We start from the raw sequence: 15,409 nt of genomic DNA, 5'->3' as shown, positions 1-15,409 counted from the left end.
GACGATGATCAGTGCGACCGCGGTCGGGGGAGTGGCCCTGATCGAACTGGGCATGGCCCTCACACCGGGACCGAACATGATCCACCTCGCTTCCCGCGCGATCACCCAGGGACGCAGGGCCGGACTGGTCAGCCTGAGCGGGACAGCCGTGGGCTTCGTGGCCTATCTGCTGGCCGCGGCCGCTGGCCTGTCCGCGTTGTTCGCCGCCGTGCCGGTCGCGTTCCTGGTGGTCAAGCTCGCCGGGGCCGCCTACCTGGCCTACCTCGCCTGGAGCATGCTCAAGCCCGGCGGCCGCTCGCCGTTCGCCCCGGCAGCGGACCTGCCACCGGTCTCCGACGCCCGCCTGTTCTCGATGGGGCTGCTGACCAACCTGCTCAACCCCAAGATCGCGCTCATGTACGCCGCGCTGCTGCCCCAGTTCCTCGACCCGCACGCCGGTCCTGCCTGGAGCCAGCTGCTCCAACTCGGCGCCGTACAGATCGTCGTGGGGATGACCGTGAACGCCCTGATCATGCTGGGCGCCGCACGGGTGTCGGGATTCCTGACCGCCCGCCCCCGCGCCATGACCGCCCAGCGGTTCACGGCAGGCGGCCTGCTCGGCGTCTTCGCGCTGCGCACGGCGCTGTCCCGTACCCCTGTGTCCGGCTGAGCCGCGCCTCGTCGGGAAGCCGGATCAACGCACCAGTAGTGCGACCGCGGTCTTCATCCGGTCGACGTAGAACTCCCTTGAGCCGGCCTGGTGCTTGAGGCCGATCGACGTACTGATCAATGTCCGGGCGAAGGGGGCGGCTTCCTCTACTGTCGCCCCGCTCGCGATCGCGTCGGTGACCAGTTCCTCGAAGCGTCGTGGCGCGGTGTCGGCGATCTCACCGAGGAGGCCGGGGTTGTCCTCGATGACCACCATGACGTCGCCCGACAGCGGGCCGACGTACCGCCCGGCCCACCGGTCGAACGCGTCCACGAGGCGCTCCGGCAGGGGGCGGCCGGTGTCGGCCAGGGTGTGCTCGATCGCGCTGATGTCCCGCTCCAGGGTCTGCGTGACCGCGGCACGGAACAGGGTCTCTTTCGAGGAGAAGAGGAAGTAGAGGCCGGGTCGGGAGATGTGCGCGGCCCGTGCCACCTCCTCCATGGAGGTCTTCCGGTATCCGAAGCGCGCGAACGTGGCCATGGCGGAGTCCAGGACCAGGGTGCGGCGGTCGGCGTCAGGGGCGGCGTCGGGGCTGCTCATGGGGCAAGCGTAGGAGTGGTGAACAAACTATACAAGTGCAGTCCAGTACGTATAGTGGCTCGTATGGATGCCCACGCCCTCATCACCACGCCCTTCACCGCCTCCAGCACCGCGGACGAGGTGCTGCGCGGTGTCGACCTCGCCGGTGTCCGCGCGGTCGTGACGGGGGCCTCCTCCGGCCTCGGGGCCGAGACGGCGCGGGTACTGGCCGCCGCCGGGGCGGATGTGACGCTCGCCGTCCGCGACACGGCTGCGGGCGAGGCCGTCGCCGAGAGGCTCGCGAAGTCGACCGTCGGGGCCCGGCCGCGGGTCGTACGGCTCGACCTTGCCGACAGGGCCTCCGTCGCGCGCTTCGTCGAGGCCTGGCGCGGCCCGCTCCATCTGCTGATCAACAACGCCGGTGTGGTCACCGGCGGCCTCGAACGCACGGCTGAGGGCTGGGAGTTGCAGTTCGCGACGAACCACCTCGGTCACTTCGCGCTGGCCACGGGCCTGCATCGCGCGCTCGCGCGGGGAGCGGCCGAGCGCGACGGAGCGCGGATCGTCTCGGTCAGTTCCACGGCGCACATGCGTGCCGGTGTCGACTTCGAGGACCTCCACTTCGAGCGTCGGGCGTACGACCCGCAGCTCGCCTACGCCCAGTCCAAGACGGCGAACTCGCTCTTCGCCGTCGAGGCGACCCGCCTTTGGGCGTCCGACGGCATCGTGGCCAATGCGGTGAACCCGGGTGGTGTCGCCACCGGGCTGCAACGGAACTTCACGCCCGAGCAGAAGGCGTCCCTCGACGCGGCCGAGGCCGCCGGTGTCTTCACGTACAAGACGGTCGAGCAGGGGGCAGCCACCAGCGTCGTCGCGGCGGTCGCCCCGCAGTTCGCCCACACCGGAGGCCATTACCTCGACGACGGCCAAGAGGCGTACACGGTGCCGAACGACGCCGAACTGGCGCGGCACCCGCACGGTGTCAAGGAATGGGCGCTCGACCCCGCGACCGCCGAGCGGCTCTGGGCCGTCTCGCGATGACGGTCGCGGAGCTGTCTTCAAGCTGTCTTCAATATGTGGGCCCACAGGGCTACGCTGCGCGCCGCCAGTTACCTCGAACCCCCTCCCGAGCCGGCAGGTGACCGCATGATCGACACGACCGACACCCGCATCCCCGAAGGGGACGAGCGGCGGATGCGCCTCGACGTCGAGAAGGACGGCGTCGGCGTGCTCACGCTGTGCCGTCCGGCCAAGCTCAACGCCTGGAGCTGGGAGTCCAGTCGGCAGCTGGGTGTCATGGCCGACCGGATCCGGTTCGACGAGCGGATACGGGTCGTGCTGTTGCGCGCCGAGGGGCGGGCCTTCTGTGCCGGGATCGATGTGACCGCGCCGGGCGGGGGCATCGAGGGGGAGAGCGGTTCCGCGCGGCACCGGGCGTACTACGAGGGCATCCGGTGGGTGCACGAGCGGTTCGCGGCGTTCGCGCGGCTGCCGCAGCCCGTGGTCGCCGCCGTACAGGGGTACTGCCTGGGCTTCGGGTTCGAGCTGGCGCTCATGGCGGATGTGCGGATCGCGGCCGACGACGCCGTGTTCGCGCTGCCGGAGGCGCAGTTGGGGGTCGCCGTCGACGCGGGCGGGGATCTGCGGATCGCGCGCGAGGCGGGGGCCGGGTGGGCCAAGTTCCTCGCGCTGACCGGGCGAAGGATCGACGCGGGGACCGCGCACCGGCTCAATCTCCTCCAACAGGTCGTGCCGGTCGACGAGTTGGAGCGCGCCGCATGTGACGTGGCCGCCGAGATCGCCGGCAACGCGCCGCTCGCCGTGCAGTCCGTCAAGCGTGACATCGACGCGTACGCCGACGCCGGGCTCGACGCGGCGCTCGACCGGGTCGCCATGAGCGCGGCGCTGACACTCACCTCCGAGGACGCGACCGAAGGGTTCACCGCGAAGGCGCGGCGCAGACCGCCGGAATACCGGGGCGCGTGAGATGTTCGCAAGGGTGTCGGCGGACCACGTCGACGCCGTAGCGTCCGCCCCCGCCCGAAAGGTGACCATGACCACCGCACCCTTCGCTCCCCACGCCCTCCTCGCCGAGAGCAGGCTCGGCGTCCTCGCCACGCTGAAGGCCGACGGCCGGCCGCAGCTCTCGCCGGTGCAGCCGTTCTACGACCCGGACACCGAGACGTTGTACGTGTCGATGACCGAGGGCCGCGCCAAGACCGTGAACCTGCGCCGAGACCCCCGCGCCGCGCTGGAGGTGACCGGTTCCGACGGCCGGTCCTGGGCCACCGCCGAGGGCGCCGTCACGCTCGTCGGACCGGGGACCGACCCGAAGGGGGACGAGGTCGAGGCGCTCGTCGACTACTACCGCAAGGCGGCGGGCGAACACCCGGACTGGGACGAGTACCGGTCCGTGATGGTGTCCGACCGCCGGGTGCTGATGGTGATGGCCGTGGACCACGTGTACGGGCAGCGGCTCGGCTGACGGTCGGATCACGGCGCGAACGGGCCGCGCCCCATCTGCTCCCGCACCGGCGTCACCGGCGCGTTGACCAGATCCCGCCGCTGCCAGTTCGCGCCGTCCACCACCAGTGTGTGGCCGCTGACGAAACGGGCGTAGGGGGAGGCGAGGAACGTCGCCGCCCAGCCCAACTCCCGTGGCGCGCCCACCCGGAGAGCGGGCTGACGGGCGGCGGGGTCCTCCGCGCGGTCGAGGTTTTCGCGGATGTCGGGCGTCATGTCCTCGTGCAGCATGAGGCCCGGCACCAGGCCGTTGACCTGGATCCCGTACGGGCCCCACTCCACGGCCAGCGTCTCCACCAGGTTCTTCACACCCGCCTTCGCCGCCGAACTGTGCGCGAAACCGGGCCCGCCCGTCCACGCGTACGACGCGCCGACGGCGATCACCGAGCCCGGTGTGCCCGCGGCGAGGTGCCTGCGCCCGAACTCGCGGGTCATGAAGTACGTACCGTTGAGCGTGATGTCGACGACCGTGCGCCAGCCGTTCGGCGACAACTCCTCGGCGGGTACGGGGAAGTTGGCGGCCGCGTTGTTCACCAGCACGTCCGGTATCCGCCCGTGTGCCGCGAACGCCGCGTCGAAGACCTCCGTGATCCGGGCCGCGTCCCGGATGTCGCAGGTCGCCGCCGTGACCGGCCCCGCGCCCTCGATCGCCCGCAACTCCTCGCGTGCGGGCGCCAGATGCTCCGCCTTCCGGCTGACGATCATCACCCCGGCCCCGAGCCGCGCGAACTCCGCGGCGACGGCCCGCCCGAGCCCCGTCCCACCCCCGGTCACCAGCACGAGCCGACCGTCGTACGTGTCCGGGGGCAGAGCGGAGTCGCCGAGCGGGGGAGGGGCGGGGAGGCCGCGCGGGGCGGGCGAGGAGTGCGTCATGGCGCACATGGATACCTCCTGGGCGCGCAACCTTCCATACGTTGTACTGCGGGACGTAGTGAGCCCTTCGTATGGTTCACCCACCCAAGGGCGTCGGGTGTGGGTGCTGGCCGGCGGGAGTGATCCCGAGGACGGCTCGCTCCCGCTGACCGCGCTGCGTGTGATCACGATCCTGGGGATGGTCGCAGCCCAGGTCGCCCTCGTCTGCGTATGGCGGCTCGTGGCGATGGTGCGCGGCGGAACCGTGTTCTCCCGTGCCGCCTTCCGGTACGTGGACGGGGTGATCGGCGCGATCGTGGCGGCCGCCCTCCTGTGGTTCACGGTCACGGCCGTCAACGCACCCGGCCAGCGGGAGGACCCGGGCGTCACCCTCATCATGGGCGGGGTCGGTCTGGCCGTCCTCGGGGTCGCGCGCCAAGGCCGTCCGCTTCACGACACTCGCGGCACTGTGCGAGGTACTGGAGTGTCAGCCTGGGGGTCTGTTGAGGTGGGAGGTCGAGGGCGGCGCGGGCGGATGAGGCGCTCCGGGATCCCGGCATCCCTCACGCCCCCACCGCCTGCCGCCGCGCCCGCGCCACCGCCCGCTCGCCCTCCGGTGAGAACGCCCCGGCGCGGCGTCGCGCCACCTCGCGCTCCAGGTCCCCGTTGAGCAGCTGCGCGTGGATGGTGACGCCCGCGCGGTAGCCGGCGCTCGCCGCGTTGACCACCTGTTCCGCGGGGCCGGTCGCGTTTCCCACCGCCCATACGCCCGGAACGCTGGTCAGGCCGGTCGGGTCCACCTCGACGAACGGGCCCGCCGGAGTGTCCTTCGTCCGGGCCCCGAGCGCGCTCAGCAGGGAGTCGCGCGGCACCATCACCGTCGGGACGACCACCACCGAGCGCGGGAACACTCGGCCGCTCGCGAGGCGCACCCCGCTCAGCCGGGCGTCCGTCACCTCGATGCCGTCGACCTCGCCGCTCACCACGCTCACCCCGGCCGCCGCCAGCGTCTGCCAGTGCTCGTCCGGGAGGTCGTCCTCGTCCGCGCCGTTCAGGAACAGCGTCACGTCACAGGAGAGGCCGCTGAAGAGGAGGGCCTGGTGGATGCCCGTCTCCTTGCGGTAGAGGACGCCGATGGCGCGATCGCGCACTTCGTAGCCGTGGCAGAACGGGCAGTGGATCACGTCGTTGCCCCAGCGTTCGGCGAGGCCGGGGATGTCCGGGAACTCGTCCACCAGGCCGGTGGCGACGACGAGGCGTCGTGCGTGCACCCGGCCGCCGTCCGCCAGGGCCACCTCGAACTCGCCCGACCCGTCGGGCTCGGCCGCCGTCACCCGGTCCCGTACCAGCTCGACACCGTACTCGGCGACCTCCCGCCGCACCTGCGCCAGGAACTCGGCGGGCGGCATGCCGTCCCGCGACGGGAAGCCGTGCATGTGCGCGGCCGGGGCGTTGCGAGGTTCGCCCGCGTCGACCACGAGGACCGAGCGGCGCGAACGGCCCAGGATCAGCGCGGCCGTCAGGCCCGCCGCTCCGCCGCCGACGATCACGACCTCGTACGCGTTCTTCTTGCTCTGCATGGTGACCACCTCGTGTTCGGGATTGCACGGGAACCTCTCGATTCCGAAGGTGCACCCACCCCTGCCGTATTGACAAACAAGCTTGCTGAAACTGCAATGGATTCATGAATGCGCAAGGTCACCAGCACCACGAGGACGAGCAGTCCGACGCGAGCATGGACGCCGTCCTGACCGGCGTCGGGCCCCGGCTGCGCGCACTGCGCAAGGACCGCGGCGCCACCCTGTCCGGGCTGTCCGAGACCACCGGCATCTCCGTGAGCACGCTGTCCCGCCTGGAGTCGGGCCTGCGCAAGCCCAGCCTGGAGCTGCTGCTGCCCATCGCCCGCGCGCACAAGGTGCCGCTGGACGAGCTGGTCGGCGCCCCACCCGTGGAGGACCCGCGCGTGCAGGCGAAGCCGATCATGCGGGGCGGCCGGACGATGATCCCGCTGACACGGAAGCCGGGCGGACTTCAGGCGTACAAGGTGATCGAGCCGCAGCGCAGGCTCGAACCCGAGCAGAAGACGCACGAGGGCTACGAGTGGCTGTACATGCTGTCCGGGAAGCTGCGGCTGCTGCTCGGCGAGCACGATGTGGTGCTTGAGCCGGGGGAGGCCGTCGAGTTCGACACACGCGTGCCGCACTGGTTCGGGTCGACGGGGGAGGGGCCCGCCGAGTTCCTCGTGCTGTTCGGGCCGCAAGGCGAGCGGATGCACGTACGCGCGCGGCCCGCCCGCAAGAAGGAGTAGTCACTACCGCCCAAACCCTCATCCGAACCGCTCCGGGGCATTCACAGATCGGCAAGCGACCGCTTAGTATGCGGCCGAACCCGGTTTGACGAAGCAGTCCCGTGGAGGCTCCGCATGCAGGCATGGCAAGTGCACGAGAACGGCGAGCCGAGCGAGGTGATGCGCCTCGAAGAGGTGGAGCGTCCCGAGCCCGGTGCGGGGCAGGTTCTGCTCAAGGTGCGCGCCGCCAACATCAACTTCCCGGACGCCCTGCTGTGCAAGGGGCAGTACCAGGTCACGCCGCCGCTGCCGTTCACCCCGGGCGTGGAGATCTGCGGCGAGACCGAGGACGGCCGCCGCGTCATCGCCAACCCCGTGCTGCCGCGCGGCGGACTCGCCGAGTACACGGTCGCCGACGCGAAGTCCCTGCTGCCCGCGCCCGATTCGCTGGACGACGCCGAGGTCGCCGCCCTGCACATCGGCTACCAGACCGGCTGGTTCGGTCTGCACCAGCGCGCCCACCTCCAGTCGGGCGAGACACTGCTCGTGCACGCCGCCGCGGGCGGGGTCGGCAGCGCCGCCGTGCAGCTCGGCAAGGCCGCGGGCGCCCGGGTCATCGGCGTCGTCGGCGGCCCCGAGAAGGCGAAGGTCGCGGCCGAACTGGGCTGCGACGTCGTGATCGACCGGCGCTCCGAGGACGTCATCGCCGCCGTGAAGGAGGCCACCGGCGGCCGCGGCGCCGACGTGATCTACGACCCGGTGGGCGGCGACGCGTACCGGCAGTCCACGAAGGTCGTCGCCTTCGAGGGCCGCATCCTCGTCATCGGCTTCGCCTCCGGCGCCATCCCCACCGCCGCGCTCAACCACGCGCTCGTGAAGAACTACTCGATCGTCGGGCTGCACTGGGGCCTGTACGCCACCAAGAACCCGAAGCTCATCCCGCACTGCCACCAGAAGCTCACCGAGCTGGCCGCGAGCGGCGCCATCAAGCCCCTCGTCAGCGAGCGCGTCGACCTGAGCGATGCCGCGGGCGCCGTGCAGCGCGTCGCCGACGGCGTCACGACGGGCCGCGTCGTGGTGGTCCCCGGGCTGAACGCCCGTACGCAGGAAGGAACCTCCGCATGACCGTCGACGCAGCCCAACTGCGCTCCCGCACCCAGGAGTTCCTCGCCGCGCACCCGCCCGCCACCACGTCCCGCGAGGACTTCCTCAGTGCCCGCTTCGACGCCGGGCTCGCCTGGGTGCACTACCCGGAGGGCCTCGGAGGGCTCGACGCGCCGCGCGCCCTCCAGGCCGTCGTGGAGGCCGAGCTGGCGGCAGCCGGCGCCCCGGACAACAACCCGCGGCGCAACGGCATCGGGCTCGGCATGGCCGCCCCCACCATCCTGCGCTACGGCACCGAGGACCAGAAGCGGCGCTTCCTCAAGCCGCTCTGGGTCGGCGAGGAGGTCTGGTGCCAGCTGTTCAGCGAGCCCGGCGCCGGGTCCGACCTGGCGGCGCTCGGCACCCGCGCCGTCCGTGACGGCGACAGCTGGGTCGTCAACGGGCAGAAGGTGTGGACGTCCAACGCGCACAACGCCCGCTTCGCGATCCTCGTCACCCGCACCGACCCGGACGTGCCCAAGCACAAGGGCATGACGTACTTCGTGTGCGACATGACCGACCCGGGTGTCGAGGTCCGGCCGCTGCGCCAGATCACCGGCGAGGCCGAGTTCAACGAGGTGTTCCTCTCCGACGTCCGCATCCCCGACGCCCACCGGCTCGGCGAGGTCGGCGACGGCTGGCGGGTCGCCCAGACCACCCTCAACAACGAGCGCGTCTCCATCGGCGGCATGCGCGTGCCCCGCGAGGGCGGGCTCGTCGGCATCGTCTCCAGGACCTGGCGCGAGCGCCCCGAGCTGCGCACCCACGACCTGCACCAGCGGCTCGTCAAGCTGTGGGTCGAGGCCGAGGTCGCCCGACTCGCGTCCGAGCGCCTGCGCCAGCAGCTCGTCGCCGGACACCCCGGACCCGAGGGCGCGGGCATGAAGCTCGGATTCGCCCGCCTCAACCAGGAGATCAGCGGCCTGGAGGTCGAACTCCTCGGCGAGGAGGGCCTGTTGTACGACGACTGGACCCTGCGCAGGCCCGAGATCGTCGACTTCGCGGGCCGCGAGGCCGGTTACCGGTATCTGCGCGCCAAGGGGAACAGCATCGAGGGCGGGACGAGCGAGATCCTGCTGAACATCGTCGCCGAGCGCGTCCTGGGCCTGCCGTCCGAGCCGCGCACCGACAAGGACGTCGCCTGGAAGGACCTCGCCCGATGACCGCCACCGTTACCGCCAACACCGAACCGGACCTCCTCTACTCCGAGGAGGAGGAAGCCCTCCGCTCGGCGGTCCGCGACCTGCTCACCGACCACTGCGACGCCACGTCGGTCCTGGCCCGCGTCGACACGGACGCGCCGCACGACCGCGAACTGTGGAAGAACCTCGCCGAGACGATGGGCCTGGCCGGCCTCCTCGTCCCGGAGGACAAGGGAGGCCAGGGCGCCTCGCACCGCGAAGCGGCCGTCGTCCTGGAGGAGTTGGGGCGCGCCGTCGCCCCCGTGCCGTATCTGACCAGCGCCGTCATCGCCACGGAGGCGCTGCTCGCCTGCGAGGGCGACGAGGCGGCCACCGTCCTCGCCGCGCTCGCCTCCGGCCGCTCCATCGGCGTGCTCACGGTGCCGCTGTCGGCCGCGCCCGGGCAGGACTTCAGGGACGTACGAGAAGAGGGCGGGGCGCTGACCGGGCGCGTCACCGGCGTCGCGGACGCGGGCGCCGCCGACGTGTTCCTCGTGCCCACCGCGAGCGGCCTCTTCGCCGTCGACGCGGGCGCCGAGGGTGTCTCCGTCGAGCCGCAGGTCTCGCTGGACCGTACGCGCCCGCTGGCCTCCGTGACGTTCGAGGGGGTCGCCGGGCGGAAGTTGACCGACAGTGCGGCGACGGCGGTGCGGCGCGCGCTGCGGGCCGGGGCCGGCCTGCTCGTGTCCGAGCAACTGGGCCTGGCCGACTGGCTGTTGACGGAGACCGTGCGCTACACGAAGGAGCGCAACCAGTTCAACCGGCCCGTCGGGTCCTTCCAGTCGCTCAAGCACCGGCTCGCCCAGCTGTGGCTGGAGACGGTGAACACCCGCGCCGCCGCCCGCAACGCGGCCGACGCGCTCGCGACCGGCAGCGAGGACGCGGACATCGCGGTCGCCGTCGCCCAGGCGTACGCGGCGCCCGTCGCGGTGCACGCCGCTGAGGAGGCGTTGCAGCTGCACGGCGGCATCGGCATGACGTGGGAGCACCCGATCCATCTGTACCTCAAGCGCGCCAAGGCGGACTCGATCGCGCTCGGCACGGCGGGACGGCACCGGGAGGAACTGGCCGAACTGGTCGATCTGCGGGCTCCCTGACGGCGGCCGACGCCTTTCGGTCGCACAACAACTTCACCGGTTTCTGGCGAGGAGGCCCCGGCGTTCACGCCGGGGAGGAACCGCCTCCCCGCAGGGCGACACGGAGCGTCGCAGCACCGTGTCGGTTCATGAGCGATGCGGAGCATCGCCGACCCTTACCCGGCGGAGCCGGACCGTGCGGGCAACTTCCGTGTCTGTCACCGGTATTGATGAGCGGCGGCCGGATGCCGATCGGGTGTGTGATGGGCGCACTACAGTCCGGACTTATGAAGTGGGTGGTGCGGGTGAAGCTGCTGCCGACGCGGGAGCAGGCGTCGGTGCTTGAGGCGACCCTGCGTGCCTGCAACCGGGCCGCCACCCACGCCGCCGAGGTCGCCTTCGAGCACAGCACGTATACCCGCAACGAACTGCAGAAGCTGGTCTACGCGGACGTCAAGGCCGCCTTCGGGCTCTCGGCGCAGCCCGCCGTGCGGGCCATCAAGAAGGCGGTGGACGCCTATGCCACCCTGCGCGCCAACTTGAAGGCCGGAAACCTCGGCAGGGCCGGCTCGAAGCGGTGGCGCAAGGCCACCGGGGAGCCGGTCACCCTCCGCCCACAGGCCGCCCAACCGTTCGATGACCGCTGCCTGTCCTGGCAATACGACGCCCGCACGGTCTCGATCTGGACCGTCGAGGGGCGCCTGAAATCCCTGCGCTACACCGGGCAGGCGGACCAGCTGAAGACACTCGCCGAGTTCCGGCGCGGGGAGAGCGACCTGGTCCAGATCAAGGGCACGTGGTACCTGCTGGCGACCTGCGAGATCCCCGACGTGGAGGCGTACGAGCCGGTGGACTTCATCGGGGTGGACCGTGGCATCGTCAACCTCGCCACCACCTCCGACGGCACCAACTACCAGGGCCGGCGCCTGACCCGTTACCGCCGCTGGCAGGCCCGCAAACGCGCCGAGCTGCAGAAGAAGCAGACCCGCTCGGCCACCCGCCGCCTGGCCCGCCGGGCACGCACGGAGTTCCGGCACGCCACGCATGTGAACCACAAGATTGCCAAGGAGATCGTGTGTCCGTCGCGCAACGCACCGGTCGCGGGATCGCCGTCGAAGAACTCGGCGGGATCCGGGACCGGGTACGGCTTCGACGCGACCAGCGGGACCGGCTCTCCTCCTGGCCCTTCCACCAGCTCGGTGAGCACTTGAAGTACAAGGCCCGACAGGCCGGGGTGCCCTACATCGAGGTGGATCCGGCCTACACCTCGCAGCGCTGCCTGCGCTGCGGGCACACCGAGAAGGCCAACCGGTCGACCCGGGACCATTTCTGCTGTCGTCGGTGCGGCCTCGCTGGGCCCGCCGATCACGTCGCCGGGGTCAACGTGCGCAACCGCGCACGCTCGGCGTGGGTGTTCGTCAACGCACCCGTCCCCGTCTCTCCTGGCTGAACGGCCAGGAGAGACGGGGAGATGCGACCCGTGACCGTCCCGTCGTAGGGGGCAGTCGGAAGCGCGACAAGGTGTGAACGGCCACAGCCGCACAGGCTCGGCCGTTCACGGCCGAGAAGTTGACAGCCGGGTTTTACCTCACCTTGACGAGATGACATTATTGCGACTCGTTCGCAATAACAGTAGATCTTGAATAGGGGTGGGTGACGTGGCCAGGCCGGCACGGAGCGCGACAGTAGGGGCAGCGGTCGCCGCACTGGCGGTGACCGCTGCGGCCTGCGCGGCGCCGAACGACGACGCCAAGGGCGGCGGCAGCGACAGCGCCGTCGTCGGCATCGCCTACGAACCCGACAGCCTCAGCCCGCTCCTCGGCTACGGCAAGGACGGCAACTCGAAGATCTTCGACGGGCTGCTTACGCACGACGCCGACATGAAGCTCAAGCCCGCGCTGGCGGCCGAACTGCCGAAGGTCACCGACGGCGGCCGCACTTACACGTACGAGCTGCGCGACGGCGTGAAGTTCAGCGACGGCAAGCCGTTCACCTCGAAGGACGTCGTCTTCACGTACGAGACCATCCTCGACAAGAAGACCAACAACGCCTCCAAGACCGAGCTGGACGCCGTCAAGGACGTCGAGGCGAAGGGCGACGACACCGTCGTCTTCCACCTCAAGTACCCCTACGCGCCGTTCGCCGAGCGCACCGTCCTGCCCATCGCGCCCGAGCACGTCGCGGGGCAACAGGACGTCAACAACGGCAGGTTCACCACCAAGCCCATCGGCACCGGCCCGTACGAGCTGGTGAAGTGGTCCAAGGGCGAGAAGCTCGTCTTCAAGGCCAACCCCGACTACTGGGGCGGCGCACCGAAGATCAAGAACTTCACCATGGCGATCATCAAGGACGACGACGTGCGCGCCACCCGGCTGCGCTCCGGCGACCTCGACGGCGCCATCCTGCCGCCCAACCTCGCCAAGACGTACAAGTCCGACACCGCCAAGAAGACGTACGCGGCGAAGACCTTCGACTACCGCGTCGTCACCCTGCCGACCGGCAACAAGGTGGCCGGCGACACCGACATCCGCCGCGCCCTCGACATCGGTGTGGACCGGGGCGCCATGGTCGACCAGATCCTGGAGGGCGCGGGCAAGGAGGCGTACGGGCCTGTGCCCACCGACAGCCCTTGGTTCACCAAGGGCACCGAGCGCGAGCACGACCTCGCCAAGGCGAAGAAGCTGCTCGACGAGGCCGGCTGGAAGGCGGGCACGGACGGGATCCGCGAGAAGGACGGTGTCCGCGCCGCCTTCCCGCTCTGGTACCTCACCGGCGACAAGCTCCGCCAGGACCACGCCCTCGCCTACGCCTCCGACGCCAAGAAGCTCGGCATCGACATCAAGGTCGACAGCGGCACCTGGGAAGTCATCATGCCCCGCATGCCCAAGGACGCGGTCCTGGCCGGTGGCGGCGCGCCCGCCGACCCCGACTTCGACCAGTACTCGCTGCTCAAGTCCACCCTCGCGGGCGACGGCTTCAACAACATGGCGCACTACGACAACAAGAAGGTCGACGCCGCCCTGGAGGACGCCCGCCGCACCGACGACAAGGCGAAGCGGCAGGCCGCGTACGACACCGTCCAGCGCGAACTCGTCAAGGACCCCGGCTACACCTTCCTCACCCACATCGACCACCTCTACGTGGTCGACAAGAAGTTCGGCGACCTCTCCACGCAGATCGAGCCGCACGACCACGGGCTCGCCTCCGGGCCGTGGTGGAACGTGGAGGACTGGAAGGCATGAGCAGGAGGCTCCCCTGGGGGCCGATGGCGCGCCTGACGGGCCGGCGGATCGTGTTCGCCGTGCCCGTCCTCGCCGCCGTCACCTTCGGCGTCTTCGCGATCGCCGCGGCCTCCCCCTTCGACCCGGTCAAGGCATACGCCGGCACGGCCGGACTCACCGCGTCACAGGAGAACCTCGACCAGCTGCGGGTCAACCTCGGCGTCGACCAACCCCTGTTCACCCGCTGGTGGGACTGGCTGACGTCCGCGCTCAGCGGCGACCTCGGCGACTCGGCCGTCATGCGGCAACCCGTCGCGCAGGTGATCGGTGAACGGCTCGGCTGGTCGGTGCTGCTTGCCGCCACCGCGTTCCTCGTCGCGATCGTCCTTGGCACCCTGCTCGGTGTGCTCGCCGGGCGCCGCCAGGGCGGCCGGCTCGACCGGGTGATCACCTCGCTCGCGTACACGCTGGAGGCCGCGCCCCCGTTCTGGCTGGGCCTGCTCGCCGTGTGGCTGTTCGCGCTGAAACTCGGTGTGCTCCCGGCCGGCGGACTCACCGACACCGGCTCATCGACGATCACCGCCGGGCAGGTGCTGTCCCATCTCGCGCTGCCCGCAGGCGTGTTGGCGATCTCGCAGCTGCCGTGGTTCGTCCTGTACGTCCGTCAGGGCGTCGGCGACGCGCTCGACGAGGACCCCGTGCGCGGGGCCAGGGCCCGCGGACTCGCGCCGCGCACCGTCCTGTTCGGGCACGCGCTGCGCTCCGGCACGCTGCCCGTGCTCACGCTCATCGGCTCGCGGGTACCCGAACTCATCACCGGGGCGCTGCTCGTGGAGACCGTGTTCAGCTGGCCAGGCATCGCCGCCGCGACCGTGCAGGCGGCGACGTCCGTGGACTTCCCGCTGCTCGCCGCCGTCACGGTCCTCGCGACGCTCGCCGTGCTCGCCGGGAACTGGGCCGCCGATCTCCTGTACGGCATCGCCGATCCGAGGGTGGGCTTCGATGGCTGAGCAGGTTCTGCAAAGGCAGTGGCGTACGCGCGGGGTACGGCGCCGCTCCACGCGCGCGTGGCGGATACGTACGTCCGCGGTGCTCGTGGCTCTGGTGGTCCTCGCCGTGCTGGTCGTACCGCCGCTCACGCAGCTCGACCAGCAGGCCGTCGACCTCGCCGCGAAGCTCCAACCGCCCTCCTGGGCGCACCCGTTCGGCACCGACGACGTCGGCCGTGATCTGCTGCTGCGCAGCGTGTACGGGCTGCGGGTCTCGCTGCTCGTCGGCGTGGTGGCCGCGGTCGTCGCGACCGTCATCGGCACCGCCGTCGGGGCGCTCGCGGGCGCGCTCGGCGGCTGGGTGGACCGGGGTGTGATGCGCGTCGTGGACACGTTCTCGTCGGTGCCGCACCTGCTGCTCGGCATCTTCATCGTGGCGATGTTCCGGCCGGGTGTGTGGCCGGTCGTCGTGTCCGTCGGCCTGACGCACTGGCTGTCGACGGCCCGCATCGTGCGCGCCGAGGTGCTTTCGCTGCGCTCGCGCCCCTACGTGGACGCCGCCATCTCCGGCGGAGCCTCACGGTGGCGGGTGACGGCCAGGCACCTCCTGCCCGGCGTCCTGCCGCAGGCCGCGCTCGCCGCGGTCCTCATGGTCCCGCACGCCATCTGGCACGAATCCGCCCTCTCCTTCCTGGGGTTGGGCCTGCCCACCCACCAGGCCAGCCTCGGCACACTCGTACAGACGGCGCGCGGTTCGCTGCTCGCCGGCGACTGGTGGCCGACCCTCTTCCCCGGCCTGTTCATCATCGTGCCGACGCTGGCCATCGCGGGCCTCGCGGGCGCCTGGCGCGAACGCCTGAACCCCCGCCGCCGATCGGAGCTGACCCTGTGACCACGGTGCTTTCGGTGGACGACCTGTCCGTACGGTTC

Annotated in this window: 16 protein-coding genes and 2 pseudogenes; 15 read left to right on the top strand and 3 right to left on the bottom strand. The window is 71.0% G+C overall.

Annotated elements, in window-relative coordinates; translation table 11 throughout:
• Positions 1-4: 4 nt before the first annotated feature.
• On the top strand, positions 5-649 hold the full coding sequence (locus ACFYWS_RS17765) for a LysE family translocator (RefSeq protein ID WP_389276736.1): 645 nt from the start codon (positions 5-7) through the stop codon (positions 647-649).
• Positions 650-673: 24 nt separating this feature from the next.
• On the opposite strand, the gene ACFYWS_RS17760 is transcribed toward ACFYWS_RS17765, so the two are convergent.
• Positions 674-1,228, bottom strand: a complete 555-nt coding sequence (locus ACFYWS_RS17760; RefSeq protein ID WP_389276733.1) for a TetR/AcrR family transcriptional regulator — start codon at positions 1,226-1,228, stop codon at positions 674-676.
• Between the two features lie 63 nt (positions 1,229-1,291).
• On the opposite strand from ACFYWS_RS17760, the gene ACFYWS_RS17755 reads away from it, so the two are divergent.
• The 3 genes from ACFYWS_RS17755 (at position 1,292) to ACFYWS_RS17745 (ending at position 3,692) form a co-directional block, all read left to right on the top strand.
• Positions 1,292-2,248 (top strand): SDR family NAD(P)-dependent oxidoreductase, encoded by a 957-nt coding sequence (locus ACFYWS_RS17755; RefSeq protein ID WP_389276730.1) that lies wholly within the window; start codon positions 1,292-1,294, stop codon positions 2,246-2,248.
• 105 nt (positions 2,249-2,353) lie between these two features.
• A complete protein-coding gene (locus ACFYWS_RS17750; RefSeq protein ID WP_389276727.1) occupies positions 2,354-3,193 on the top strand; it encodes an enoyl-CoA hydratase/isomerase family protein in 840 nt (279 codons plus the stop codon).
• 67 nt (positions 3,194-3,260) lie between these two features.
• Positions 3,261-3,692: a PPOX class F420-dependent oxidoreductase gene (locus ACFYWS_RS17745; RefSeq protein ID WP_389276724.1), complete on the top strand. Its 432-nt coding sequence runs from the start codon at positions 3,261-3,263 to the stop codon at positions 3,690-3,692.
• An 8-nt stretch (positions 3,693-3,700) separates the two neighbouring features.
• On the opposite strand, the gene ACFYWS_RS17740 is transcribed toward ACFYWS_RS17745, so the two are convergent.
• A complete protein-coding gene (locus tag ACFYWS_RS17740) occupies positions 3,701-4,612 on the bottom strand; it encodes an SDR family oxidoreductase (protein WP_389276721.1) in 912 nt (303 codons plus the stop codon).
• On the opposite strand from ACFYWS_RS17740, the pseudogene ACFYWS_RS17735 reads away from it, so the two are divergent.
• Positions 4,611-5,015: pseudogene (locus ACFYWS_RS17735) on the top strand (DUF2975 domain-containing protein); the annotation flags it as partial. The gene ACFYWS_RS17740 and the pseudogene ACFYWS_RS17735 overlap by 2 nt on opposite strands.
• Positions 5,014-5,121 (top strand): annotated as a pseudogene (locus tag ACFYWS_RS17730) (helix-turn-helix domain-containing protein); the annotation flags it as partial. The pseudogenes ACFYWS_RS17735 and ACFYWS_RS17730, both read left to right, overlap by 2 nt.
• A 24-nt stretch (positions 5,122-5,145) precedes the next feature.
• On the opposite strand, the gene ACFYWS_RS17725 reads toward ACFYWS_RS17730, so the two are convergent.
• Positions 5,146-6,162: an NAD(P)/FAD-dependent oxidoreductase gene (locus ACFYWS_RS17725; RefSeq protein ID WP_389276718.1), complete on the bottom strand. Its 1,017-nt coding sequence runs from the start codon at positions 6,160-6,162 to the stop codon at positions 5,146-5,148.
• Between the two features lie 104 nt (positions 6,163-6,266).
• Here ACFYWS_RS17725 and ACFYWS_RS17720 point away from each other — a divergent pair, with 104 nt between their 5' ends.
• From ACFYWS_RS17720 to ACFYWS_RS17680, 9 genes are all read left to right on the top strand, one after another.
• Positions 6,267-6,890 (top strand): helix-turn-helix domain-containing protein, encoded by a 624-nt coding sequence (locus tag ACFYWS_RS17720; protein ID WP_389276715.1) that lies wholly within the window; start codon positions 6,267-6,269, stop codon positions 6,888-6,890.
• A 114-nt stretch (positions 6,891-7,004) separates the two neighbouring features.
• Positions 7,005-7,994, top strand: a complete 990-nt coding sequence (locus ACFYWS_RS17715; protein ID WP_389276712.1) for an NADPH:quinone oxidoreductase family protein — start codon at positions 7,005-7,007, stop codon at positions 7,992-7,994.
• Positions 7,991-9,175 carry an acyl-CoA dehydrogenase family protein gene (locus ACFYWS_RS17710; protein ID WP_389276709.1) on the top strand — a complete coding sequence of 395 codons (1,185 nt, stop codon included), beginning with the start codon at positions 7,991-7,993 and terminating at the stop codon, positions 9,173-9,175. The genes ACFYWS_RS17715 and ACFYWS_RS17710 overlap by 4 nt, the downstream gene beginning before the upstream one ends.
• Complete coding sequence (locus tag ACFYWS_RS17705; RefSeq protein ID WP_389276706.1) at positions 9,172-10,290, top strand: acyl-CoA dehydrogenase family protein; 1,119 nt, start codon at positions 9,172-9,174, stop codon at positions 10,288-10,290. Before ACFYWS_RS17710 ends, ACFYWS_RS17705 begins: the two co-directional genes overlap by 4 nt.
• A 266-nt stretch (positions 10,291-10,556) precedes the next feature.
• Positions 10,557-11,480, top strand: coding sequence for a transposase (locus tag ACFYWS_RS17700; protein ID WP_389276703.1), 924 nt, complete (start codon positions 10,557-10,559; stop codon positions 11,478-11,480).
• On the top strand, positions 11,375-11,719 hold the full coding sequence (locus tag ACFYWS_RS17695; RefSeq protein WP_389277373.1) for a zinc ribbon domain-containing protein: 345 nt from the start codon (positions 11,375-11,377) through the stop codon (positions 11,717-11,719). Before ACFYWS_RS17700 ends, ACFYWS_RS17695 begins: the two co-directional genes overlap by 106 nt.
• A 208-nt stretch (positions 11,720-11,927) precedes the next feature.
• Positions 11,928-13,511: an ABC transporter substrate-binding protein gene (locus ACFYWS_RS17690; RefSeq protein ID WP_389276700.1), complete on the top strand. Its 1,584-nt coding sequence runs from the start codon at positions 11,928-11,930 to the stop codon at positions 13,509-13,511.
• Entirely contained in the window at positions 13,508-14,500 is a 993-nt protein-coding gene (locus ACFYWS_RS17685; RefSeq protein WP_389276697.1) for an ABC transporter permease, read from the top strand. The genes ACFYWS_RS17690 and ACFYWS_RS17685 overlap by 4 nt, the downstream gene beginning before the upstream one ends.
• Complete coding sequence (locus tag ACFYWS_RS17680; RefSeq protein WP_389276694.1) at positions 14,493-15,371, top strand: ABC transporter permease; 879 nt, start codon at positions 14,493-14,495, stop codon at positions 15,369-15,371. The genes ACFYWS_RS17685 and ACFYWS_RS17680 overlap by 8 nt, the downstream gene beginning before the upstream one ends.
• Positions 15,372-15,409 lie beyond the last annotated feature (38 nt).

It is taken from the genome of Streptomyces sp. NPDC002795 (assembly GCF_042888725.1).
Classification (GTDB): Bacteria; Actinomycetota; Actinomycetes; order Streptomycetales; family Streptomycetaceae; genus Streptomyces.
The sequence above is the reverse complement of the archived record's forward strand: the minus strand, read 5'-3'. Positions and strand labels throughout refer to the sequence as shown.